Genomic DNA, 22,553 nt, shown 5'->3' on the forward strand with positions numbered 1-22,553 from the left:
CGAATGTACCAGTCGGTACATTCGGCGTCCACTAGTCTGGGCCGATGCCCGAGGTGCGTCGAGACGCCGAGCGCACACGCGCGGAACTCCTCGCCGTCGCGACCGAGGTCTTCGCCGAAGACGGCTACTCCGGTGCCCGTGTCGACGAGATAGCCGCTCGGACGCGCACCACGAAGCGGATGATCTACTACTACTTCGGTGGCAAAGAAGGCCTTTACACCGCTGTCCTCGAGGACGCCTATCGCGGCATCCGGGAGGCCGAACGCGGGATCGATCTCGACCACTCCGACCCGGTGGAGGCGATCCGCGCGCTCGCACAGGTGACCTTCGACCACCACGTGGATCACGACGCCTTCATCCGGCTCGTCGCGATCGAGAACATTCACCGCGGAGAGTTCATCCGCAAGATCGACGGTCTTCGCGAGGCGTCCCAGCCCGCGAAGGACGTGCTCGATCAGATCCTGCAGCGCGGGCGCGAGTCGGGTCTGTTCCGCCGCGACGTCGACGCACTCGATGTGCATCTCGTCATCAGTGCCTACTGCGTCTTCCAGGTGGCCAACCGGTACACCTTCGGGCACCTCTTCGATGTCGACCTTGCCGAGCCGACGCGGCGCACGCATCTGCGCTCCATGATCGGCGATGTCGTGGTGGGTTGGCTCACCACACCTGCTGACTGACCCGCAACGTCTTCTCACCGCGGCGTTACGCGACATCGCGGAGGTGTTGACACGCGCTGCCGGCTGTGGTTTTCTCTGAACGTACCGGTTAGTACATTGCGGAGGATCGCACGCCGGGATCCGGAGACGAAGGAGTACCGTGATCGACTCGCACCCCTACCTCGTCGGCCTCGTCGGCGCCGGCGTCCTGCCGTCGCTCACGCCGCGCATGCACATGGCGGAAGCCCGCGCGCTCGGCCTCACCTACGTGTACCGGCCTCTGGATCTTCCCTCGCTGGGGATCGACCCCGACCGCCTCGGCGAGGTGCTGGCGTGGGCCGAACGCCTCGGCTACGACGCCGTGAACGTCACGCACCCGTGCAAGCAGAGCGTTCTGACGCATCTCGATCGCATCGATCCCGTCGCGGCCGCCCTGGGCGCAGTCAACACCGTGCTGTTCACCCCCGGTGGACGCGTCGGGTACAACACGGACACGACCGGATTCGCCGCAGCGTTCACCCAGGGCCTTCCGGGTGCGAGCACGGAACGCGTCGTGCAGATCGGCGCAGGAGGAGGGGGATCGGCGGTCGGCGATGCCCTCCTGCGGCTCGGCACCGCGCACCTCACCGTGGTGGACCTCGACCCGGTTCGCGCGCGCGCCCTCGCCGAAGATCTCGCGACGCGGCATCCCTCCGCCGTCGTCGATCCCGGGTCGCCGGCGGATCTCCCCGCGCTCCTCGCGGTCGCCTCCGGGCTGGTGCACTGCACTCCGGTGGGAATGGCCGACCACCCCGGTATGCCGCTGGAATCCGATCTGCTGCGACCCCCTCTTTGGGTCGCCGACATCGTCTACCGGCCGCTCGACACCGAGCTGCTGATCACGGCCCGCGAACGCGGCTGCCGAACGCTGAGCGGCGGAAGGATGGCGGTTCACCAGGCCGTCGACGCCTTCGCGCTCATCACGGGGACGCGACCCGATCCCGAACGCATGACAGCCCACTTCCTCGACCTCGTCGCCGCAGACGACGTTCTCGCACGCTAAGGAGCACACGTCCATGACCACCACCGCAACGTCGCGGAAGACTCCCGTGAAGGCCGCTGCCGCCAGTTTCATGGGCAGCGCCGTGGAGTACTACGACTTCTTCCTGTTCGGCTCTGCCGCCGCACTCATCTTCCCGACGGTGTTCTTCCCGTCCGGAGACGACGCGGCGCTCGTGATGTCGTTCGCCACCTTCGGGTTCGCCTACATCGCGCGTCCGGTGGGCGCGGTCATCCTCGGTCACTTCGGCGACCGGATCGGCCGCCAGAAGGTGCTGATGTTCACGCTGCTGCTCATGGGCATCTCGACGTTCATCATCGGCTGTCTTCCCGGATTCGCCCAGATCGGCTGGTTCGCTCCGGCATTGCTCGTGGTGTGCCGCCTCCTCCAGGGTCTGTCCGCGGCGGGCGAGCAAGCGGGCGCGTCCTCCCTGACTCTCGAGCACGCACCCGAGAATCGCCGCTCCTTCTTCACCTCCTGGACCCTCACCGGCACACAGGGCGGTCAGATCCTCGCCGCGCTGATCTTCATCCCCGTCGTCGCACTGCCCGACGACATCAAGTTCAGCTGGGGCTGGCGGGTGCCTTTCTGGCTGAGCGCCGTCGTCGTCGTCGTGGCGTTCTTCATCCGCCGGAGCCTCCACGAGACGCCGGAATTCGAGACGGCCAAGGCCACCGGACAGATCGCGCGCATGCCGCTCGTCCCCCTCCTGCGCGACCACTGGCGCGACGTCCTGCGCGTCATCTGCTGCGCGTTCATCGCGGCCGTGTCCACGGTCTTCGGCAACCTGGCTCTCGCGTACGGCACCGAACAGGGCCTGGCCCAGAGCATGACCCTCTGGCTGGTCGTCGTCGCGAACATCGTCGCCCTCGGAACCCAGCCCCTGTTCGGAGTGCTGGCCGACCGGATCGGACGCAAGCCCGTCTTCATCTACGGCGCGCTGTCGTCAGCGGCGTTCATGCCGTTCTACATGCTCTCCATGGGCGCGGGGAACGCATTCGTCACCTTCGCCCTGGCGATCCTGACGTTCTCCTGCGGGTACGCCGCGGCCAACGCCGTCTGGCCGTCGTTCTACGGCGAGATGTTCAGCACTCGCGTGCGGTTCTCGGGCATGGCCATCGGAACACAGCTGGGATTCCTGATGGCGGGGTTCGCGCCGAGCATCGTTGCTGCCTTGGGCGGCGTCGAGGAGGGCGGATGGGTCGTGATCAGCCTCTTCACCGCCGTGATCGCCGTCATCGCCTCGGTGAGCGCCCTGACCGCCCGCGAGACGAAGGATGTGCCGACCGCGCGTCTCGGCGTCGCCGCCGAGGAGCGCGTGCCCGTCACGGCCTGACGTGGACTACGGCGTACGGCTGCTCACGCGCCGACCTCCTGATAGGCCGCGAACATCAGCGACTCATCAGGGGCCTGGAGCACCGTAGGTCGCGCGAGGTCGTCGAGGACGATGAAGCGCAGCATGCCGCCGCGGCTCTTCTTGTCCCGCTGCATCGTGGCCTTGAGCGTCGGCCACGCCCCGGCGCGATAGGTGGTGGGCAGGCCGAGCGAGGTGAGGATGTCGCGGTGGCGTTGCGCGACGTCGTCCGACAGCCTGCCGGCCAGCCTCGACAGCTCCGCCGCGAAGACCATGCCGACAGAGATGGCGGCACCGTGACGCCAGCGGTACCGCTCGGCGTGCTCGATCGCGTGGCCGAGCGTGTGGCCGTAGTTCAGAACCTCTCGCAGCCCCGCTTCCCGGAAGTCCTCCCCCACGACCCGCGCCTTCATGTCGATCGCGAGCTCAAGGCATCGGCGGAACGCGGGGTTGCCCGGGTCGACGATGTGCTCGGGGTCGGCTTCGATGAGGTCGAGGATCTCCGGATGCCACACGAAGCCGGCCTTCACCACCTCCGCGAATCCGGCGGTCGCTTCGTTGCGAGACAGCGTGTCGAGCAGATCCAGGTCGCAGACGACGGCGTGGGGTGGCCAGAAGGCGCCGACGAGATTCTTGCCCTCTGCGGTGTTCACCCCGGTCTTGCCGCCCACGGCCGCATCGACCATGGCGAGGACGGTCGTCGGCACCTGCACGATCGGAACACCCCGCAACCACGTCGCGGCGACGAATCCGGCGAGGTCCGTCACCGCGCCGCCTCCGAAACCGACGACGACGTCGGTGCGTGTGAAGTCCGCTTGGCCCATGATCTGCCAGCAGAATGCGGCGACCTCGATGCGCTTGCCCTGCTCGGCATCGGGAATCTCTGCGAGCAGCACCTGCCGGTCGCCGACCAGGTCGGTGCGGAGAGTCTCGGCCTGGGCGGAGAGCGTGGGAGGGTGCACGATGAGCACCTTCCGAGCCTCCGGGGGGAGGACGGCGCCGAGTCCGGTCAGCAGGCCGCGCCCCACGGTGACGTCGTACTGGGCGGGTCCGGGCACGGTGAGGGTGGTGGTGTCGGTCATGGAGTCTCCTGGGCAGGAACGCGCCGCGTCCATGCCACGATGTCGTCGACGACGCGGGCCAGCGGGCCCGACGAGGTGTCGAAGGTCACGTCTGCCGCTGCTTCATAGATCGGTCGCCGCTCCTCCCAGATGCGGCGCCACCGCACGGCGGGATCGTCGCCGCCCAGCAGCGGTCGTTCGTCACCGTGGATGCGAGAGGCCACGATGTGCGATGCGACCGTGAGCAGGACGACGCGATGGCGGGTCAGCCGCTCCCGCGTCTCCGGATCGAGGATCGCTCCGCCGCCGAGTGCGACGACGCCACCGCGGGAGAGCGCTTCGGCGACGGCCTGACGCTCGACGGCTCGGAAATACGCTTCGCCGTGGGTAAGGAAGAGGTCGCGGATCGGTCCGTGATCGCGAACCACGATCTTGTCCGTGTCGCTGAACGTGCATCCGAGCGACCGGGCGACCCTCCGCCCGACGCTCGTCTTCCCCGCCCCCATCGGGCCGATGAGGACGATCGCCTCAGACGGCGAGGTCATCGTGCGTGGCGATCGCCGGATCGCTCTCGCCGACCGTCCGGAGGGTGTCGGGGATGGCGGCGACGTAGCTCTCGAGGTTGCGCAGCGTCTCGGCGACGCTGTCGCCGCCGAACTTCTCCAGCACCACCTCGGCGAGGACGATGGCGACCATCGCCTCGGCGACGACACCGGCGGCGGGCACCGCGCACACGTCCGAACGCTGGTGGTGGGCCGCGGCGGCCTCACCGGTGGCGACGTCGATCGTGCGCAGCGCGTGCGGCACGGTCGCGATCGGCTTCATGCCGGCGCGGACCCTCAGCACCGTCCCCGTGGACATGCCGCCCTCGGTTCCGCCGGCACGGTCGGTGCTGCGGGTGATCCCGGCCGCCGCGGCGAACAGTTCGTCGTGCGCCTGCGAGCCGCGGCGACGGGTGGTCTCGAAGCCGTCGCCGACTTCAACCCCCTTGATGGCCTGAATGCTCATCAGCGCCTGGGCCAGCTTGCCGTCCAGCCGCCGGTCCCAGTGCACGTGCGAGCCGAGCCCCGGCGGGAGCCCGTAGGCGAGCACCTCGACGATCCCGCCGAGGGTGTCGCCGTCCTTGCGTGCGGCATCGACCTCGGCCACCATCCGCTCGGAGGTGGCGGGGTGGAAGCACCGCAGCGGATCGGCGTCGAGGATCTCGAGGTCTTCGGGCGTCGGCAGTGGCGCGTCCTCGGGGGTGCGCACGGGTCCGATGGACAGCGTGTGGCTGATCAGCTCGATGCCCAGCTCGGCGAGGAAGCCGCGGGCAAGGGCCCCCAGGGCCACGCGTGCCGCGGTCTCCCGCGCGCTCGCGCGCTCGAGGATCGGCCGGGCCTCGTCGAAGCCGTACTTCTGCATGCCGACCAGATCGGCGTGGCCCGGGCGCGGACGGGTGAGGGCGGCGCCTCGCCCGCGGGACATCTCGGTGAGCTCGACCGGCTCGGGGCTCATGACCTCGGTCCATTTGGGCCACTCGGTGTTGCCGATGCGCAGGGCGATGGGGCTGCCCAGGCTGTACCCGTGGCGGACCCCGGCGGAGATCTCCAGCGCGTCGGCTTCGAACTTCATCCGCGAGCCGCGACCGTAGCCGAGGCGCCGCCGGGCGAGGTCGGCCTGGATGGCGGAGCGGGAGACCGGGACGCCGGCGGGAAGACCCTCCATGATGGCGACGAGTTCGGGGCCGTGGGATTCCCCGGCGGTGAGCACGCGAAGCATGGGTCCTAGTCTTCCATGAGGGCCCGGCGCATCGACGCGACGACGTCGGACTCCCGTGCGAGCGGCTGGTCGGCGTCGCCGGTGGCGAAGATCCGCACCTGGCGCACGGCCTGATGCAGCAGCATCGGCAGCCCCGAGATCGCCCGCCCGCCCGCGCGTTCCCATGCCTCGGCGAGGAGCGTCGGCCAGGTGCCGTAGACGACATCGACGAGCAGGGCCTCCGGCGCGAGGACGGCCTCGAGGACGGATGCCGGCAGTGCGGCGTCTCCGGGCAGCGTCGCGATCGTCAGCGGAGCGGCGCCCGCAGAGCCGATCCGGGTGCGCGGAGCGTCGAGCGGCACCGCCGTGACCGCGAGGTGGAGCTTCTCCCCCAGCGCGACGAGGTGACCGGCGGCCTCCGGCCGGCGCGCCCGCACCTCGACCTCTCGCGCGCCCAGCGCATCCAGCGCGAGGAGCGCCGAGGTCGCGGTCGCGCCCGCGCCGAGGATCCTCCCGGTGTCGGCTCCGTCGATCCCCTCCTCGCGGATCGCGGCGACGAGCCCCGCGACGTCGGTGTTGAAGCCGCATGCCCCGTCACCGTCCGGGATCAGGGTGTTCACCGCGCCGCTGAGCTGCGCGGCACGGTCGAGACGGCGGGCGGCCTTCGCGGCGACGTGCTTCAGCGGCATCGTCAACGACAGGCCGCGCCAGGTCTCCGCGGGGTCTCGGAGCGTGGTCGCGAACTGCTCGGCGGACACGCGGCGGCGCTCGTAGGTCCACGGCAGACCGAGCTCGGCGTAGGCGGCGGCGTGCACCTGCGGGGAGCGACTGTGCGATATCGGGTCGCCCCACACCGCCAGTCGCGTCGCAGCCCCACTCAGCATCCGGCGTCGGGATTCTGGCTGCACCACTCCCGCCACTGCTCGACGTACCGCAGGTGCTCGTTGTAGGTCTCGGTGAAGATCGTCTCGCCCGTGTTGAGGTTGACGGTGACGAAGTACAGCCAGGGCCCGTCGGCGGGGTTCATCGCCGCGTTGATCGCGACGTCCCCGGGATTGGCGATCGGCCCGATGGGCAGTCCGACCTGGACGTAGGTGTTCCAGGGGTTCGGATCGGTCAGGGCTTCCTCGCTCGAGCTCACGACGCCCTCACGACTCTCCCCGACGCCGTACTGGGCGGTGGAGTCCATCTGCAGCTTGCCGAAGGTCTCCTGGTTGTTCGGGTCGAGACGGTTCTGGATGACACGCGAGACCTTCTGCATGTCCGCCTCGTAGCGGGCCTCGCGCTGGATGATCGAGGCGATGGTGAGGATGCGCTGCCGATCCTCGACCGGGACACCCGCGGCATCCAGGGACTGCACCGTGCGATTCACCATCGTCTGGATGACGTCCGTCGCCGTCACGCCCGGATCGAAGGTGTACATCGCGGGGAACAGCCATCCCTCGAGACTCTGAGCGGACACGCCGTACACGGCGGGGTCGGCGGCGGCGGCCTGCAGCTCTTCCAGGGGCATCGCGAGGCTCTCGGAGACGATCTCGAGGGTCGCCTCCGCGGTCTGGCCCTCGGGGATGAGCGCGGAGTTCTCGAGCTTGTTCTCGGGGTTCTCGATCGCCGCGAGCGCCGCTTCGGAGGTCATCTGCAGCTGCAGCCGATAGACACCCGGCATGAAGGTGGGGCTCCGGCCGTTGTCGATCAGGTAGTCGTAGAACGCATTCGAGGTCTTGGTGACCCCGGCGTCGAAGAGGGTCTGCGAGATCGACTGACCGGTGTCGCCCGAGACGATCGTCACGAGCGCCTCGCCGTTCGCGAGACCGTCCTCGAAGTCGGCCGGCTCCTCCCAGCCCATCACCTCCCGGATCTGCGACTCGTAGGTGTTCCAGACGTAGAGACCGCCTCCGACGATGCCGCCGATGATGGCGAGGACGAGTCCGATCGCGATCGCCGCCCCGATGCGACGCCGCCGCCGATTCGGCTTCGGCGGCGGGGATCCGAGGGCCTCGGTGGTGGCCTCACCGGTGAAGAGGTCCTCGAGGGTCGCTGTTCCGGCCGGACGAATGGCGGTGCGCGTGGCACCACGCTCGCGGCTCGGCGAGTCGTCGATGGATGCTCCGGCGGAGGCCCGCGCCGGTGTGACCCGCGGAGCGGGAGCGGGAGCAGGGTCGCTCCGCGGAGCGGGAGCGGGAGCAGGGTCGCTCCGCGGAGCGGGCACGGGCGCAGGATCGCTTCGCGGAGCGGGCACGGGAGCCGGGGGCGCGTCGCTCGACCGAGACGCTGCTTCCCGCGCGGCGCGGCGGGACGGGGGGACGGACCCACCCGCGTCGCTCTGCTCGGCACAAGCCGGCGCTGGAGTCCGCGGGGTCGCCTCCGCCGCACCGGGGGTCTCGGGGGCGCGCCCCGACCGGCGGGCGTCGCGCTTACGGGGATCGGGCAGCTTCCCGAACAGATCCGCGAACGGATCCTCGGAGGACGGGTTATCGGGCATCAGGCGGGCTCCTGGGGGACGGGGGTTCCGGGCGGTCGTCCCTGCCGCTTCTCCACATCGAGGGCGTGCTGAAGCAGAACGACGGCCGCGGCCTGGTCCACAATGCTACGAGAAGAACGCTGCGATCTGCCCGAATCGCGCAGAACCGCGTGCGCCGAGACCGTGGTCAGACGCTCATCGACCAGCCGGACGGGCACCGCCGAGGATCGCGCGAGCTCCTCGGCGAACGCCCGGGCATCGTCCGTCGAGGGCGTCGACTCGCCCCGCAGATTCAGCGGCAGACCGACGACGAGCTCGACGGCCGCGTACTCCCCCGCGAGCTCGATCACCCGCGCGACGGCACGCTCGTCCCGGGCCACGGTCTCCACCGGCGTCGCGAGCAGCCCGTCGGGATCCGAACGGGCGACCCCGACACGAGCCTTCCCGACGTCGACCCCCAGGCGCGCGCCTCGCCGGAACCCGGTCATGCCCCCGCGAGCACCCGGGCGACGGCGTCCATCGCGGCCGGCAGCGCCCCGGCATCCGTCCCCCCGCCCTGGGCGAGGTCGTCGCGTCCCCCGCCGCCGCCGCCGAGGATCCCGGCGGCGGTCTTGGCGAGCACACCGGCGCGGGCACCGGCGCCGCGCGCGGCGTCGTTGGTGGCCACGATCACCACGGGGCGCTCCCCCACCACGGCGCCGAGGGCCACGACGGCCGGATCCGCACCGAGCCGCTCACGCACCTGCAGGGCGAGGGTCCGCACGTCGTCCGCGCTGGCGGCCGTACCCAGATTCTCGGCGACGACCGAGTAGGAACCCTGGCGGGAGGCGGCCGCGACAAGCTGCGGGAGGCGCTCGCCGAGCGCCTTGGACTCCAGCTGCGCGATCTTCTTCTCCGCCGCCTTCAGGCTCGCCGTGAGGTCGGCGATGCGTGCGGGGAGCTGATCGCGAGGGGTCTTCAGCGACGAGGTCAGCTGCGACACGATGGCGCGTTCGGCGGCCAGCTCGCGGAAGGCGTCCGCTCCGACGAGGGCCTCGACGCGCCGGTTGGACGCGCCCACCGACGACTCCCCGACGAGATTGATGAGGCCGACCTCTGCGCTGCGGCTCACGTGGGTGCCGCCGCACAGTTCGCGCGACCAGGGCCCGCCGATGTCGACCATCCGCACGGTGTCGCCGTACTTCTCGCCGAACAGCGCCAGGGCGCCGAGCTCCTTGGCCTCATCGAGCGAGAGCACGCGCGTGGTGACCTCGAGATTGTCGCGCACCGCGTTGTTGGCGATCTCCTCGATCTCGGACCTCGTCTCGCCCGAGAGCGCCTGGCCCCAGGTGAAGTCGAAGCGCAGATACCCGGCCCGGTTGAGCGATCCGGCCTGCGTCGCAGACTTACCGAGGGTGTCGCGAAGGGCCGCGTGCACGAGATGTGTGGCCGAATGCGCCTGCATCGCGGCGCGACGGTTCGCCGCATCGACGACCGAGGTCGCCGCCTGGCCGACTCCGACCTCGCCGGTGCGCACCTCCACGGTGTGGCTGATGAGCCCCGGCACCGGGCGCTGCACGTCCAGCACGTCGAGCACGTACCCGGGACCGACGATCACGCCCTTGTCGGCGACCTGACCGCCCGACTCGGCGTACAGGGCCGTCTCGGCGAGGATGACCTCGGCGACCTCGCCCTGGCGGGCACGGTCGACCGACACGCCGTCCACCAGCACGCCGAGCACGGTCGACTCGGTCTCGAGGTCGGTGTACCCGGTGAAGGCCGTCTCGCCGCGAGCGCGGAACTCGCGGTAGACGCTGTGGTCGGCGATCGCTCGCTTGCGCGCCTTCGCGTCAGCCTTCGCGCGGGAGCGCTGCTCCTGCATGAGGGTGTCGAAGGCGGCCCGGTCGACGCTCAGCCCGGCCTCCTCGGCGATCTCCAGCGTGAGGTCGATCGGGAACCCGTAGGTGTCGTGCAGCAGGAACGCGTCAGCACCCGCGATGCTCGTGCCCCCGGCATCCTTCGTCGTCGCCACCGCGAGATCGAGGATCGTCGAGCCCGACGCCAGGGTCCGCAAGAACGTCTCCTCCTCGGCGACGGCATACGCCGACAGGCGGGAGTACTCCGCGTCGAGGTTCGGGTAGGCGGCCTTCATCGCGTCACGGGACGCCGCGAACAGCTCGGGGAAGGTCGGCGCGTCCACGCCCAGCAGGCGCATCGCGCGGATCGCGCGGCGCATGAGGCGCCGCAGGATGTAGCCGCGACCCTCGTTGGACGGGGTCACGCCGTCGGCCAGCAGCATGAGGGAGGAACGGACGTGGTCGGCCACGACGCGGAAGCGCACGTCGTCGTCATGCACTGCTCCGTAGCGACGGCCCGACAGCTCGACCGCGCGATCGAGGACCGGCCGCACCTGGTCGGTCTCGTACATGTTCTCGACACCCTGCTTGAGGAACGCGACGCGCTCCAGCCCCATGCCGGTGTCGATGTTCTTCTGCGGCAGCTCGCCGATGATGTCGAAGTCGACCTTGGAGCGGACGTTGGTGATCGCGTACTGCATGAACACGAGGTTCCAGATCTCCACGTACCGGTCGTCGTCGGTCGCAGGGCCGCCGTCGATGCCGTAGGCCGGGCCGCGATCGAAGAAGATCTCCGAGCAGGGACCCGCCGGCCCCGGCTGCCCGGTGCTCCAGTAGTTCGAGTCGCGGCCGAGTCGCTGGATCCGATCGGGCGAGATGCCGGCCACCGTGCGCCAGAGCGATTCGGCCTCGTCGTCGTCCTCGTAGACGGTGACCCAGAGGTCCTTCTCGTCGAACCCGAGACCGCCGTCGGCCTCGGAGGAGAGAAGGAGATCCCACGCGTAGCGGATCGCCCCCTCCTTGAAGTAGTCGCCGAACGACCAGTTGCCGAGCATCTGGAAGAACGTGCCGTGCCGCGGGGTCTTGCCGACCTCTTCGATGTCGTTGGTGCGGATGCACTTCTGCACGTCCGCGGCGCGCGAGTACGGCGCAGGCACGACGCCCGTGAGGTAGGGGATGAAGGGCACCATGCCGGCGACGGTGAAGAGCAGGGACGGGTCGTCGCTCACGAGCGAGGCCGAGGGGACGATGGTGTGGCCGTTGCGCTCGAAGTAGTCGAGGTAGCGCTGGGCGATCTCAGCGGTTCTCATGCGGAGTCCTCAGAAGACGTGGGTCATCCTCCCCGGATCGCGGGCGGATGAGGGATCGGGCGACGGATTCAGTCGGATGACGACGTGGTGGCCGCTTTGGCTTTCGCCAGCGCCTCACCGGCGGCGTCCGCGGCCGCGTCGACCGCCTTCTCGGCGGCGTCGCCGAGGTCGTCGATCGTGTCGGCGAAGCGCCCCTGCTGATCGCGGTAGGCGTCGCCCATGCGGTCGGTGAACTCCGAGATGCGGGCGTCGACCTCGGCGAGGAGTTCAGCGCCGCGCGGGTTCTTGTTCACGATGTGGGCGGCGACGAACCCGCCGATGATCCCGAGCAAGAACCACGAGAGACTTCTCATCACACCACTTCCTCCGCCGCGGGCGCGGCACTTTCTCATCGTAGGCGGAAACGACGGAAGGCGCCGGGGTGACCCGACGCCTTCCGAGGGGGACGCTGCCGACGGAACGTCAGCGTGCGGCGTAGTACTCGACGACGAGCTGGACGTCGCAGACGACGGGGACCTCGGCGCGCTTGGGGCGACGCACGAGCTGCGCCTGCAGCTTGTCGAGCTCGACGTTCAGGTACCCCGGAACGGGGGGCAGCACGTCGGCGTGCCCGCCGGCGGCGGCGACCTGGAAGGGCTCGGTGCCCTCGCTCTTGGCCTTGACGTGGATGGTCTGGCCCGGCTTCACGCGGAACGACGGGCGGTCGACGGTCTGGCCGTCGACGAGGATGTGGCGGTGCACGACCAGCTGGCGCGCCTGCGCGGTGGTGCGGGCGAAGCCCGAGCGCAGCACGAGGGCGTCCAGACGCATCTCGAGCAGCTCGACGAGGTTCTCACCTGTCAGGCCCTGGGTGCGACGGGCTTCGTTGAAGGTGTTGCGCATCTGCTTCTCGCGGATGCCGTACTGCTCGCGCAGACGCTGCTTCTCGCGCAGGCGGACGGCGTAGTCGCTGTCGGCCTTGCGCTTGGTGCGACCGTGCTCGCCCGGAGCGTAGGGACGCTTCTCGAGGTAGCGGGCGGCCTTCGGGGTGAGGGCCACGCCGAGGGCGCGGGACAGGCGGACCTTGCGGCGGTCCTGGGACTTCGTAGCCACGAAGTGTTCCTTTCGATGACGCTGCCGTGTCTTTCACGGCTCGCGGACGTATCGCCCCTCCTCGCCCTTCCGGACTGCACGCCGGGGCATGCCGGGAGGTCGGTGAAGAAGAGAGGGGATGCCCGAAAACGGTGTTTCAAGCCGGTCAAGCCTACCAGATCGGCACTCAGCGCCCCGTCTGCGCCTGCGCCAGCCCCAGCGCCTCCACGGGATACAGCGGCAGGTCCCCCGACGCGAGGCCGGCGAGGTCGTACCACCCGACCGTGGTGTCGCTGTCGGCCACCGCCCGCCTCGCTCCCCGCGGGAGTCGTTCGAGCGCCGCGCTTCGCAGGGAGAAGACGTGGACGATCTCGTGGCCGCGCCGGCCGTGTGCGTCGTAGATGTTCTCGGTGATGGCGAGAAGCTCCACCTCGGCGACGTCGGCCTGCAGCTCTTCGGCGAACTCTCGCCGGACCGCCTCGGCGGCGTTCTCACCGAACGCGACGCCGCCCCCGGGAACACGCAGGAACGCAGGACGGCCCGCTCCGGCGGCGTACTCTTCCGCGAGGACCCAGCCGTCACGCACGAGCAGTCCCACCGCGACGACCCTCACCCGATCTCGCGGAGCGAGATCCCCGGCGTAGAACGACACCGCCCGCTGATAGGACGGGAGTCGCGGCCCCAGTGCCGCCAGGGCGGTGCGAAGGGCCGGCGTGGGCTTGTCGTCATCATGCAGCGCCAGCGCCAGGAACGCCTGCGCGGCCGGAAAGAGCGGATCCTCGGCCTCCACGGTCTGGAGCAGCGCGATCGCCGCCGACACGTCGCCGACATTGCGCAGCGAACTGCCAAGCTGGATAATCGCCGGCGTCCGGTGCGCAGCGGGAAGCCCGGCCTCCAGCGCCGCGCGGTACAGCGGCACGGCGGCGGCCTCGTCGCCGAGGTGGTCGTGGAGGGACGCGCGCTCGAAGAGGGCGCGTCCCGTCGCCGCCGACTCCTCGGAGAGGATCGTCTCCAGCATCCCGAACAGCTCGGCGCCGGGCCGATCGCCCGCCGTCTGCCAGAACTCACCGAGACGGGCGTCGAGACGACCGGTGGTGCTCATCGCCCGAGCAGCTTCCTGATCTTCTCCAGCCGCGCCTCGACGTCGCGCTCCTGACCGTGGGTCGTCGGCCGGTAGTACCGCGTGCCGCGCAGCTCATCGGGCAGGTACTGCTGGGCCACAACCCCGACATCGCTGTCGTGCGGGTAGACGTAGCCCTTGCCGTGGCCCAGGCGCTTCGCTCCCGGATAGTGGGCGTCGCGTAGGTGCATCGGCACCCGCCCGAATCCGCCCGCGCGCACGTCGGCGATCGCGGCGTCGACGGCGAGGTAGGCCGCGTTCGACTTCGCGGTCGTGGCCAGGTACGCCGTCGCCTCGGCGAGGGGGATGCGCCCCTCGGGCATTCCGATGAACTGCACGGCGTCCGCCGCAGCGACGGCGATGACGAGCGCCTGCGGGTCGGCCAGGCCGATGTCTTCGGATGCCGAGATGATGAGTCGTCGCGCGATGAAGCGGGGGTCCTCCCCCGCTTCGATCATGCGGGCGAGGTAGTGGATGGCCGCATCGACGTCGGAGCCGCGGATCGACTTGATGAACGCACTGATGACGTCGTAGTGCTCGTCGCCCTGACGGTCGTAGCGCAGCAGCGCCCGGTCGACGGCCTGCGAGACGTGATCGACCGTGATCGTCGGTGCCGTCGCATCCGCATCTTCCTCGACGCCCTCGGGACCGTCCCCCTCCGGATCGCCCCCCTCGGCGGCGTCGCGCCCGGCCAGCAGGGCCGCCGCTTCGAGAGCGGTCAGCGCGCGCCGCGCGTCACCGGAGGCCAGCCGGACAAGCGCAGCGCGGGCCTCAGTGTCGAGGGTGACGCGCCCCGCCAATCCCCGCGGATCGCCCACCGCACGGTCGATGAGCAGCCCGAGATCGGCGTCGGTCAGCGGGCGCAGCGTCAGCAGGAGCGACCGGGACAGCAGCGGCGAGATGATCGAGAACGACGGATTCTCGGTCGTCGCGGCGATCAGCACCACCCAGCCGTTCTCGACGCCGGGGAGGAGCGCATCCTGCTGGGCCTTGGTGAACCGGTGGATCTCGTCGAGGAACAGGATCGTCGACTGCCCGTACAGATCGCGCTGGGTGAGGGAGTCCTGCATCACCTCGCGGACGTCTTTCACGCCGGCCGTCACAGCCGACAGTTCCACGAAGCGACGGCCCGACGAGCGGGCGATGGCCTGGGCGAGCGTCGTCTTGCCCGTGCCGGGTGGACCCCACAGGATCACCGACGTCGCCGTGGTCCCGGTCGACGCGGGATCGGCGAGCGTCACCAGCGGCGACCCCTTGCGCAGCAGATGCCCCTGCCCCGCGACCTCGTCGAGGGAGGTGGGGCGCATCCGCACGGCGAGGGGCGTGTGGCTGCGCACGAGACCCGCCGTATCACTCACTCCCCAAGGCTAACGGCGACCGTCGACACCGCTCCTCCCGCGTTTGGCGGCCCCCCAGCGCTGTGCGTAGGATCATTGCGCCCGGGACCCGCCGGGACCGAAGGAGGATCGGTGGCCACCGGAAGCAAGGATCGCGCGTCCCGCGCGGAACGCGAGCGGGCCCGCCTCTACCAGGCCCGCCAGAGCTTTCACGAGGGCCAGCAGCGCCGCCGCCGCCGCGACGATCTCATCGCTGGTGTCGCCGGCGGTCTGCTGATCGCCGGGATCGTCGCCGCCCAGACCGCCTACTTCACCGTCGGCCCGGGTGTGCCCGCGCCGGTCCCCTCCCCCAGTCAGACGTCGGTGCCGAGCCCGACTGACGAGCCGACGCCCTCTCCCGCACCCGACGAGACGACTCCGGCACCGAGCGGCGAGCCGACCGCTGAGCCCTCCGAGCCGGCGGAGCAGTAGGCGCACCGGGGCGCAATCCCCCCTCGCCCGGATGCGAGCCCGTACTAGGCTGGGGCGCGTCCATCCCCCACACCCGGCCTCGGCCGCGATGAGGTGCATCCCGTGACTGCCGCAGCAGACCCCACCAGCCCGGAAACCCCCACCGAAGACCAGCCCTGGGGCCGCGTCGACGACGACGGCACCGTCTCGGTGCGAGAGTCGGACGGATGGCGCGTCGTCGGCCAGTTCCCCGACGGCTCGCCGGATGAGGCCTTGGCGTACTTCGAGCGCAAGTTCACCGACCTGGCCTCCGAGGTGAGCCTCCTGGAGGTTCGTCACCGTCGGGGCGGAGCGTCCGCCGCGGACCTCCGCTCGACCGCGACCTCGCTGCAGGCGAAGATCGCCGGCGCGGCGGCCGTGGGTGATCTCGCCGCCCTCGAGGCCCGGGTCACCGCCCTCACCTCCTCCCTCGCCGAGGCGTCCGCGACCGAGGCCGCGGCCGCGCGGGAGGCCGTGGATGCTGCGGTGAAGGAGCGCACCGCGCTCGTCGAGCGCGCCGAGGAGCTCGCCGCGCGCGATCCGCGCACCGTGCAGTGGAAGCAGGTCTCGACCGAGCTGTCCGCCCTGTTCGATCAGTGGCAGTCGCAGCAGCAGAACGGTCCGCGGCTGCCGCGCTCCACCGCGCAGCAGCTCTGGAAGCGCTTCCGCGACGCCCGCGCCACGATCGACAAGCACCGCCGGGCGTTCTACGCCGAACTCGACGAGGCGCACAAGTCCGTCCGAGACCGCAAGACCCGCCTGATCGAGCGCGCCGAAGCCCTCGCCACGCGCGGCGAGGACGGCATCGGCGCCTACCGTGACCTGCTCGACGAGTGGAAGTCGGCGGGCCGCGCCGGGAAGAAGGCGGATGACGCGCTGTGGGCGCGCTTCAAAGCCGCCGGTGACGCACTGTACGCCGCGCGCGGCGAGCGGGAGGCCGCGGACGCCGAGGCGTCGAAGGAGAAGATCGAGGCGAAGAAGGCACTGTTGGCCGAGGCGCGTCCGATCCCGGATGAGAAGGACCTCGCCAAGGCCCGCTCGCTGCTGACCGGCATTCAGCGCAAGTGGGACGAGATCGGCCGCATCTTCCCGCGGGACGCAGAGCGGACGCTGGACGATGAGCTGCGCAAGATCGAGCAGTCCGTGCGCTCGCGCGAAGAGGTCGAGTGGAAGCGCAACGATCCCGAGACGCAGGCGCGGGCGAACGACATGACCCGGCAGCTCACGGAGGCGATCGCCAAGCTCGAAGCCGAGGTGACGGCTGCTGAGGCGTCGGGCGATGCCCGCGCCGTGAAGAAGGCCAAGGAGGCCCTCGAGGCCCGACGGGCCTGGTTGCGCGCCCTCGGCGGCTGAGGCTCGACCGGGTTGTCCACAGGGCAGCCCACCGCAGGGGGATCCGCGGCAGACTCGCGACCATGGCGACGTCGCGCTTCCTCTACCTCCCAGGAGACCGGTTGTCGACAGCCGAGCTGTCGGCGGCGCGGTTGGACGGCGACGTCGTCGAGGTGGGTGACGGGTACATGCCGGCCGATGCGGTGGAGACGGCGGCCCTGCGGGCGGGGTCGCTCGCCGGCATCCTCACCGATCTGTTCGCCGCCACCCACCTCAGTGCCGCGTGGATCCACGGCGCGATCGCGGAGCCGCCCGCGCGTCACTACGTGCAGCGGGCCGTCGCCCGGCGGGTGAGTGCGGTACACGACCGGCGGGTCGTCGTGCGTGACACCGCGCTCGCACGGAGCGACCTCGACCGTGTGGGCGGGGTCTGGGTGACCACGCCGGAGCGGACGCTGGCGGACCTCTGCCGGATGGACGACGATCCGCATCGCCGCGCTGCCGGGGAGCTCTCGCGCCTGAGACCCGGGCTGGCGGCGAGGACCCACGCCCACCTCAGCGGTCGGGGGCGGGTGCCCCACAAGCGGCGCGCGCTGCGCCTGCTGGAAGACCTCGCCGTCTGACGCGGGTCAGGACGAGGTCACACGGTAGACGTCGTAGACCGCGTCGATCCGGCGGACGGCGTTGAGGACGCGGTCCAGGTGCACGGTGTCGCCCATCTCGAACACGAAGCGACTGATGGCCAGCCGATCGTTGGAGGTCGACACGGTCGCCGACAGGATGTTGACGTGATGCTCGCTGAGCACGCGTGTGACATCGCTCAGAAGCCCCGAGCGATCGAGGGCCTCGACCTGGATCTGGACGAGGAACACGCTCTTGGTCGTCGGCGCCCACTCCACCTCGATGAGACGCTCGGGGTCCTCCTTCAGCGATCGCACGTTGGTGCAGTCCGAACGGTGGACCGACACACCGCTGCCGCGTGTCACGAATCCGACGATCTCATCCCCCGGCACGGGTGTGCAGCACTTGGCGAGCTTGACAAGGATGTCGGGGGCGCCGCGCACCAGCACACCGGACTCGCCGCCCCGGGGCGCCCGCGACCGCCCCACGGCGGGAAGGTCGATCGGTCCCGTGGAGGTGTCCTCGGCGGCGCTCACGAGCGCGGTGACCTTCTCGATCACCGACTGCGTCGAGACGTGCCCCTCGCCGACCGCGGCGTAGAGGGCCGAGACGTCCTCGTAGCGCAGCTGACGGGCGACCTCGGTGAAGGAATCCTGGTTCATCAGGCGCTGGAGCGGCAGGTTCTGCCGGCGCATGGCGCGGGCGATGGCATCCTTCCCCTGCTCGACCGCCTCTTCGCGCCGCTCCTTCGTGAACCAGCCGCGGATCTTGTTGCGGGCGCGGGTGCTCTTGACGAATCCGAGCCAGTCCTGGCTCGGCCCCGCGTCGGGGTTCTTCGAGGTGAACACCTCGACCACGTCGCCGCTGCTCAGCTCGGACTCCAGCGGCACGAGGCGGCCGTTGACCTTGGCCCCCATCGTGCGGTGGCCGATCTCGGTGTGGACGGCGTAGGCGAAGTCGACCGGCGTCGCGCCCGCGGGCAGTCCGATGACCCGGCCCTTGGGCGTGAAGACGTAGACCTCTTTGGCGCCGATCTCGAAGCGCAGCGAGTCGAGGAACTCGCCCGGGTCGGCGGTCTCTGCCTGCCAGTCGGAGATGTGGGCGAGCCACGCCATGTCGGCGTCGACGGCCTTGGCGTCGGCCTTGCCGCCGTTCATCCGCTCCTTGTACTTCCAGTGCGCCGCGACGCCGTACTCGGCCTGCTGGTGCATCTCGTTGGTGCGGATCTGGATCTCGACCGTACGGCCGGACGGCCCGATCACGGTCGTGTGCAGCGACTGGTAGAGGTTGAACTTCGGGGTCGCGATGTAGTCCTTGAACCGGCCCGACAGCGGCGTCCAGCGCGCGTGGATCGCGCCGAGAACCGCATAGCAGTCGCGGACGCTCCCCACCAGGATGCGGATCCCGATGAGGTCGTAGATGTCGTCGAACTCGCGGCCGCGGACGATCATCTTCTGGTACACCGAGTACAGCTGCTTCGGCCGCCCCATCACCCGACCGCGCACCCGCAGGTCCCGGAGGTCGCCCTCCACGGCTTCGATGACGCTCTGCACGTACTGCTCGCGCTGCGGGGTGCGCTGCTTGACGAGGCTGTCGATCTCGGCGTAGAGCTTCGGGTGGAGCACAGCGAAGGAGAGGTCTTCCAGCTCGGACTTGATCGTCTGGATACCCAGGCGGTGCGCCAGCGGGGCGTAGATCTCGAGGGTCTCGGTGGCCTTCTTCTTGGCCTTCTCGGGCGGGACGAATCCCCAGGTGCGGGCATTGTGGAGGCGATCCGCGAGCTTGATGATGAGGACCCGGATGTCGCGCGACATCGCCACGATCATCTTCCGGACGGTCTCGGCCTGCGCACTCTCGCCGTATTTGACCTTATCGAGCTTGGTGACGCCGTCGACGAGCATGGCGACCTCGTCGCCGAACTCCGCCGAGAGGGTGTCGAGCGGGTACCCGGTGTCTTCGACGGTGTCGTGAAGGAGGGCCGCGGCGATCGCCCGCGGTCCGAGGCCGAGGTCGGCGAGGATCTGCGCCACCGCGAGCGGGTGGGTGATGTAGGGCTCGCCACTCTGCCGGGTCTGGCCCGCGTGCGCCTGGTCGGCGACGGTGTAGGCGCGCTCGATGATCGTCAGGTCGCCCTTGGGGTGGTGGGTGCGCACGGTGCGCAGCAGCCGCTCGACATCGTCGCGACGGGCCGACCGCGAGAAGATGCGGGGCACGAGCCTCCGCAGCGACGAGGTCGTCGTCTGCGAAGAGGACGCCTGCGGGGCCGGAGGTGCCGGGGGTGCCGGGGCGGACGGGACGGTCTCAGTCACGCGACCCCTCCCTCCGCTGGAGATCTCATCCTACGCCGCGGGCGGGGCCCCTTCGCGCGAGCGCCCACCCGGGCACCCCGACCGCGGACCGCCGCTCAGACGGGAGTGCCCGCGAGCTCGCGCGCCGCCTGGACGCGCTCGTCGCGTGCGCGCACGGCGGGCTCCTTCTCGCGGAAGAGTGCGTAGAGCGGGGCGGCGACGAAGATCGTCGAGTACGCCGCCACGATCGTGCCGACGAAGATCGACAGCGAGATGTCGGTCAGCGTCCGTGCGCCGAGCCACAGCGCGCCGATGAAGAGGATCGCCCCGGTGGGGAGCGCAGCGACGACGGTGGTGTTGATCGAGCGCACCAGCGTCTGGTTCACCGCCAAATTGACCGATTCGCCGAAGGTGCGACCCGAGACCTCGCCGTCCTCGCTGGTGTTCTCCCTGATCTTGTCGAAGACCACCGTAGTGTCGTACAGCGCATAGGACAGGATCGTGAGGAAGCCGATGACCGCGGCCGGCGAGATCTCAAACCCGAACAGGGCGTAGACCCCGACGGTGATGATCAGCACGTCGACCAGGCCGATGATGGCGGCCGTGGACATCTTCCACGTGCGGAAGTAGATCGCGAGGATCAGGAAGGTCAGCGCGAGGAAGATCGCCAGGCCCCACAGGGACTGCCTCGTGACATCCGCGCCCCAGCTGGGACCGATGAAGGAGTAGCTGACGTCGGCGGCCGGCACCTGGTACTCCTCGGCCAGCGCGGCGGAGATCGCCAGGCTCTCGTCATCGGAGACCTGATCGGTCTGCACGCGGATGGCGTCGGTGCCGACGGTCACCACTCGGGTGGCCGCGTCCGGCACGACGGACTGCACCGCGTCGGTGGCCAGACCCTGATCGGTCGTGGAGACTCCGGAGACGGTGAACTGCGAGCCGCCGGTGAACTCGATGGAGAGTTGGATCGGACGGAAAAGCGGAACCAGGGCCGAGCCGATGACGAGGATCGCCGCGATGATGAACCACAGGCGCCGCCGTCCGACGAACGGGAAGCTGGTCTTGCCGGTGTAGAGATCGTTGCCGAGCTGGCTCATGGACCGCATCAGTGGTCTCCGTCCTTGACCTTCGTTGCGGATCTGCCCGATTCCGAAGCGGCGAGCTCCGCCTGCTTGCGCTCGGCGATCGTCTGGCGGCGCTCGGCTTCGCCGCGCGCCTTGGCCGCCCGCCGGGCCGCCGGGGTCTTGCCCGCCGACACGGGCGCGCGGAACTGCGCGCGTCCGCGATAGACGGCCCCGAGGGCTTCCGGATCCAGACCCGACAGCGGATGCCCGGAACCGAAGAACCGGGTCCGTGCCAGCAGCTGGAGCACCGGGTGGGTGAAGAGGATGAAGATGAGCACGTCGATCACCGTGGTGAGCCCCAGCGTGAAGGCGAACCCCTTCACGGTGGCATCGGCGAGGATGTAGAGCACGACCGCCGCGAGGACGTTGATCGACTTGGAGATGTAGATCGTCCGCCGTGCCCGGGCCCAGCCGTCCTCGACCGCACCCGTGATCGACTTGCCGTCGCGGAGCTCATCTCGTATTCGTTCGAAGTAGACGATGAAGCTGTCGGCGGTGAATCCGATCGAGACGATCACACCGGCGACGCCCGCCAGCGACAGGCGGTATCCGATGCGCCACGCCAGGATGCACAGCGTGATGTAGGTCAACACGCCCATCACGATGAGCGACGCGATGATGACGAAGCCCAGCGCGCGATAGACCGCCAGGGAGTAGAGGGCGACGAGGATCAGGCCGATGAGCCCGGCGATGAGACCGATCTGCAGCTGCTGGGATCCGAGCGTGGCGGAGATGGTGTCGGAGCTGACGACCTCGAAGCTCAGTGGGAGTGCACCGTAGCGCAGCTGATCGGCGAGGACCTGCGCCGTCTCCTGCGTGAAGCTGCCGGTGATGCTCGGCCGGCCGTCGAGGATGACGCCGTTCATCTGCGGAGCGGAGAGAACAGACCCGTCGAGGACGAAGGCGAACTGATCCTGCGGGGGCGTCGCGCCGAACAGTCGCTGGCTGATCTCGCCGAAGATCTGCGTCCCCTCCCCGTCGAAGACGAGGTTGACCGCCCAGCGGCCGTCGGTCTGCTGGAGTCCGAAGGTCGCGTCGTCGATGGCCGAGCCGTCGAGCTCGACCGGTCCGAGGAGGTACTTCACCGTGCCCGTGGGATCGCACGTGATCAGCGGCTGGTCCGCCGGCGCGTTCGCGGGATCGTTCTGCGGGTCGGAGCAGTTGTAGGCGTTGTACTGCGCCTGCAGCGCCGGGGTGATCCAGGCGAGGTCGCTGCCATCGGACGGCGAGGGGGACGGCGTGGACGGCAGCGACGGGTCCGGGGTCGGATAGGGGGTCTCGACGCCGTCCTGCCCGATGAAGGTGCCGGTCGTCTCCTGGCTGGTCGCGAGCACCGCACGCAGCTGCAGCTGCGCCGACTGCTCGATGCGCTGACGGGTCTCCTCGTCGGCCTCGCCGGGGATCTGCACGACGATCTGGTTGCCGGCCTGGGTGGCGACATCCGCCTCACCGACGCCGGAGGCGTCCACGCGCTGGCGGATGATGGTGACCGCCTGCTCCAGCTGCTCCGTCGTCGGGGGTTCCGCGTCCTCGGTCTGCGCCTGGAGGACGATCTGGGTGCCGCCCTGCAGGTCGAGCGCGAGCTCGGGTACCCAGGAGCTCTGGCCGAAGGCGTAGACACCGAGCGCGTTGATGCCGAACAGGGCTGCCGTGATCGCCAGCAGGCCGATCAGAGCCCGCCAGGCGCGGCGGACGGGGGTGGATGTGGCCACGAG

Annotated in this window: 20 protein-coding genes; 6 read left to right on the forward strand and 14 right to left on the reverse strand. The window is 70.0% G+C overall.

Annotated elements, in window-relative coordinates; all coding sequences use genetic code 11:
- Nucleotides 1-44 precede the first annotated feature (44 nt).
- From T9R20_RS09670 to T9R20_RS09680, 3 genes are all read left to right on the forward strand, one after another.
- Nucleotides 45-677, forward strand: a complete 633-nt coding sequence (locus T9R20_RS09670; protein WP_322409111.1) for a TetR/AcrR family transcriptional regulator — start codon at nucleotides 45-47, stop codon at nucleotides 675-677.
- A gap of 139 nt (nucleotides 678-816) precedes the next feature.
- Nucleotides 817-1,698 (forward strand): shikimate dehydrogenase, encoded by an 882-nt coding sequence (locus tag T9R20_RS09675; protein ID WP_322409112.1) that lies wholly within the window; start codon nucleotides 817-819, stop codon nucleotides 1,696-1,698.
- A 13-nt stretch (nucleotides 1,699-1,711) separates the two neighbouring features.
- A complete protein-coding gene (locus T9R20_RS09680) occupies nucleotides 1,712-3,031 on the forward strand; it encodes an MFS transporter (RefSeq protein ID WP_322409113.1) in 1,320 nt (439 codons plus the stop codon).
- A gap of 23 nt (nucleotides 3,032-3,054) precedes the next feature.
- On the opposite strand, the gene aroB is transcribed toward T9R20_RS09680, so the two are convergent.
- From aroB to T9R20_RS09735, 11 genes are all read right to left on the reverse strand, one after another.
- Nucleotides 3,055-4,131 (reverse strand): 3-dehydroquinate synthase, encoded by a 1,077-nt coding sequence (gene aroB / locus T9R20_RS09685; protein ID WP_322409114.1) that lies wholly within the window; start codon nucleotides 4,129-4,131, stop codon nucleotides 3,055-3,057.
- Nucleotides 4,128-4,655, reverse strand: a complete 528-nt coding sequence (locus tag T9R20_RS09690; RefSeq protein WP_322409115.1) for a shikimate kinase — start codon at nucleotides 4,653-4,655, stop codon at nucleotides 4,128-4,130. Before T9R20_RS09690 ends, aroB begins: the two co-directional genes overlap by 4 nt.
- Nucleotides 4,639-5,871 carry a chorismate synthase gene (gene aroC / locus T9R20_RS09695; RefSeq protein WP_322409116.1) on the reverse strand — a complete coding sequence of 411 codons (1,233 nt, stop codon included), beginning with the start codon at nucleotides 5,869-5,871 and terminating at the stop codon, nucleotides 4,639-4,641. The genes T9R20_RS09690 and aroC overlap by 17 nt, the downstream gene beginning before the upstream one ends.
- A gap of 5 nt (nucleotides 5,872-5,876) precedes the next feature.
- A complete protein-coding gene (locus T9R20_RS09700; protein WP_322409117.1) occupies nucleotides 5,877-6,734 on the reverse strand; it encodes a shikimate dehydrogenase in 858 nt (285 codons plus the stop codon).
- Nucleotides 6,728-8,059, reverse strand: coding sequence for an endolytic transglycosylase MltG (gene mltG / locus T9R20_RS09705; RefSeq protein WP_322409118.1), 1,332 nt, complete (start codon nucleotides 8,057-8,059; stop codon nucleotides 6,728-6,730). Before mltG ends, T9R20_RS09700 begins: the two co-directional genes overlap by 7 nt.
- A gap of 272 nt (nucleotides 8,060-8,331) precedes the next feature.
- On the reverse strand, nucleotides 8,332-8,799 hold the full coding sequence (ruvX, locus tag T9R20_RS09710; RefSeq protein ID WP_322409119.1) for a Holliday junction resolvase RuvX: 468 nt from the start codon (nucleotides 8,797-8,799) through the stop codon (nucleotides 8,332-8,334).
- Nucleotides 8,796-11,456 (reverse strand): alanine--tRNA ligase, encoded by a 2,661-nt coding sequence (gene alaS / locus T9R20_RS09715; protein ID WP_322409120.1) that lies wholly within the window; start codon nucleotides 11,454-11,456, stop codon nucleotides 8,796-8,798. Before alaS ends, ruvX begins: the two co-directional genes overlap by 4 nt.
- Before the next feature lie 68 nt (nucleotides 11,457-11,524).
- Nucleotides 11,525-11,809: an ATPase gene (locus T9R20_RS09720; RefSeq protein WP_322409121.1), complete on the reverse strand. Its 285-nt coding sequence runs from the start codon at nucleotides 11,807-11,809 to the stop codon at nucleotides 11,525-11,527.
- A gap of 109 nt (nucleotides 11,810-11,918) precedes the next feature.
- Nucleotides 11,919-12,548, reverse strand: a complete 630-nt coding sequence (gene rpsD / locus T9R20_RS09725; protein ID WP_322409122.1) for a 30S ribosomal protein S4 — start codon at nucleotides 12,546-12,548, stop codon at nucleotides 11,919-11,921.
- 166 nt (nucleotides 12,549-12,714) lie between these two features.
- Nucleotides 12,715-13,629 (reverse strand): tetratricopeptide repeat protein, encoded by a 915-nt coding sequence (locus T9R20_RS09730; protein WP_322409123.1) that lies wholly within the window; start codon nucleotides 13,627-13,629, stop codon nucleotides 12,715-12,717.
- Nucleotides 13,626-15,005: a replication-associated recombination protein A gene (locus T9R20_RS09735; RefSeq protein WP_322409124.1), complete on the reverse strand. Its 1,380-nt coding sequence runs from the start codon at nucleotides 15,003-15,005 to the stop codon at nucleotides 13,626-13,628. The genes T9R20_RS09730 and T9R20_RS09735 overlap by 4 nt, the downstream gene beginning before the upstream one ends.
- 111 nt (nucleotides 15,006-15,116) lie before the next feature.
- Between T9R20_RS09735 and T9R20_RS09740 the strand changes: the two genes are divergently transcribed.
- The 3 genes from T9R20_RS09740 to T9R20_RS09750 all read left to right on the forward strand — a co-directional run bounded on the left by T9R20_RS09740 (nucleotide 15,117) and on the right by T9R20_RS09750 (nucleotide 17,428).
- Nucleotides 15,117-15,455 carry a dioxygenase gene (locus T9R20_RS09740; RefSeq protein WP_322409125.1) on the forward strand — a complete coding sequence of 113 codons (339 nt, stop codon included), beginning with the start codon at nucleotides 15,117-15,119 and terminating at the stop codon, nucleotides 15,453-15,455.
- Between the two features lie 102 nt (nucleotides 15,456-15,557).
- On the forward strand, nucleotides 15,558-16,826 hold the full coding sequence (locus tag T9R20_RS09745; RefSeq protein WP_322409126.1) for a DUF349 domain-containing protein: 1,269 nt from the start codon (nucleotides 15,558-15,560) through the stop codon (nucleotides 16,824-16,826).
- Between the two features lie 62 nt (nucleotides 16,827-16,888).
- The gene (locus tag T9R20_RS09750; RefSeq protein WP_322409127.1) at nucleotides 16,889-17,428 is read left to right on the forward strand and encodes a type IV toxin-antitoxin system AbiEi family antitoxin; all 540 of its coding nucleotides are present in this window, start codon (nucleotides 16,889-16,891) and stop codon (nucleotides 17,426-17,428) included.
- Between the two features lie 6 nt (nucleotides 17,429-17,434).
- On the opposite strand, the gene T9R20_RS09755 is transcribed toward T9R20_RS09750, so the two are convergent.
- From T9R20_RS09755 to secD, 3 genes are all read right to left on the reverse strand, one after another.
- Complete coding sequence (locus T9R20_RS09755; protein ID WP_416182893.1) at nucleotides 17,435-19,735, reverse strand: RelA/SpoT family protein; 2,301 nt, start codon at nucleotides 19,733-19,735, stop codon at nucleotides 17,435-17,437.
- Nucleotides 19,736-19,830: 95 nt separating this feature from the next.
- Entirely contained in the window at nucleotides 19,831-20,820 is a 990-nt protein-coding gene (secF, locus tag T9R20_RS09760) for a protein translocase subunit SecF (protein ID WP_322409128.1), read from the reverse strand.
- The gene (gene secD / locus T9R20_RS09765; protein WP_322409129.1) at nucleotides 20,820-22,550 is read right to left on the reverse strand and encodes a protein translocase subunit SecD; all 1,731 of its coding nucleotides are present in this window, start codon (nucleotides 22,548-22,550) and stop codon (nucleotides 20,820-20,822) included. The genes secF and secD overlap by 1 nt, the downstream gene beginning before the upstream one ends.
- Between the last annotated feature and the right edge of the window lie 3 nt (nucleotides 22,551-22,553).

The organism is Microbacterium invictum (assembly GCF_034421375.1).
GTDB classification, from domain to species: Bacteria; Actinomycetota; Actinomycetes; order Actinomycetales; family Microbacteriaceae; genus Microbacterium; species Microbacterium invictum_A.

What these genes read in the sequence shown, in the direction of transcription:
- T9R20_RS09670 (WP_322409111.1), top strand. Translation starts at nt 45, where the DNA reads ATGCCCGAGGTGCGTCGAGACGCCGAGCGCACACGCGCGGAACTCCTC.
- T9R20_RS09680 (WP_322409113.1), top strand. Translation starts at nt 1,712, where the DNA reads ATGACCACCACCGCAACGTCGCGGAAGACTCCCGTGAAGGCCGCTGCC.
- aroB (WP_322409114.1), bottom strand. Translation starts at nt 4,131, where the DNA reads ATGACCGACACCACCACCCTCACCGTGCCCGGACCCGCCCAGTACGAC.
- T9R20_RS09690 (WP_322409115.1), bottom strand. Translation starts at nt 4,655, where the DNA reads ATGACCTCGCCGTCTGAGGCGATCGTCCTCATCGGCCCGATGGGGGCG.
- aroC (WP_322409116.1), bottom strand. Translation starts at nt 5,871, where the DNA reads ATGCTTCGCGTGCTCACCGCCGGGGAATCCCACGGCCCCGAACTCGTC.
- T9R20_RS09700 (WP_322409117.1), bottom strand. Translation starts at nt 6,734, where the DNA reads ATGCTGAGTGGGGCTGCGACGCGACTGGCGGTGTGGGGCGACCCGATA.
- ruvX (WP_322409119.1), bottom strand. Translation starts at nt 8,799, where the DNA reads ATGACCGGGTTCCGGCGAGGCGCGCGCCTGGGGGTCGACGTCGGGAAG.
- alaS (WP_322409120.1), bottom strand. Translation starts at nt 11,456, where the DNA reads ATGAGAACCGCTGAGATCGCCCAGCGCTACCTCGACTACTTCGAGCGC.
- T9R20_RS09720 (WP_322409121.1), bottom strand. Translation starts at nt 11,809, where the DNA reads ATGAGAAGTCTCTCGTGGTTCTTGCTCGGGATCATCGGCGGGTTCGTC.
- T9R20_RS09730 (WP_322409123.1), bottom strand. Translation starts at nt 13,629, where the DNA reads ATGAGCACCACCGGTCGTCTCGACGCCCGTCTCGGTGAGTTCTGGCAG.
- T9R20_RS09750 (WP_322409127.1), top strand. Translation starts at nt 16,889, where the DNA reads ATGGCGACGTCGCGCTTCCTCTACCTCCCAGGAGACCGGTTGTCGACA.
- secF (WP_322409128.1), bottom strand. Translation starts at nt 20,820, where the DNA reads ATGCGGTCCATGAGCCAGCTCGGCAACGATCTCTACACCGGCAAGACC.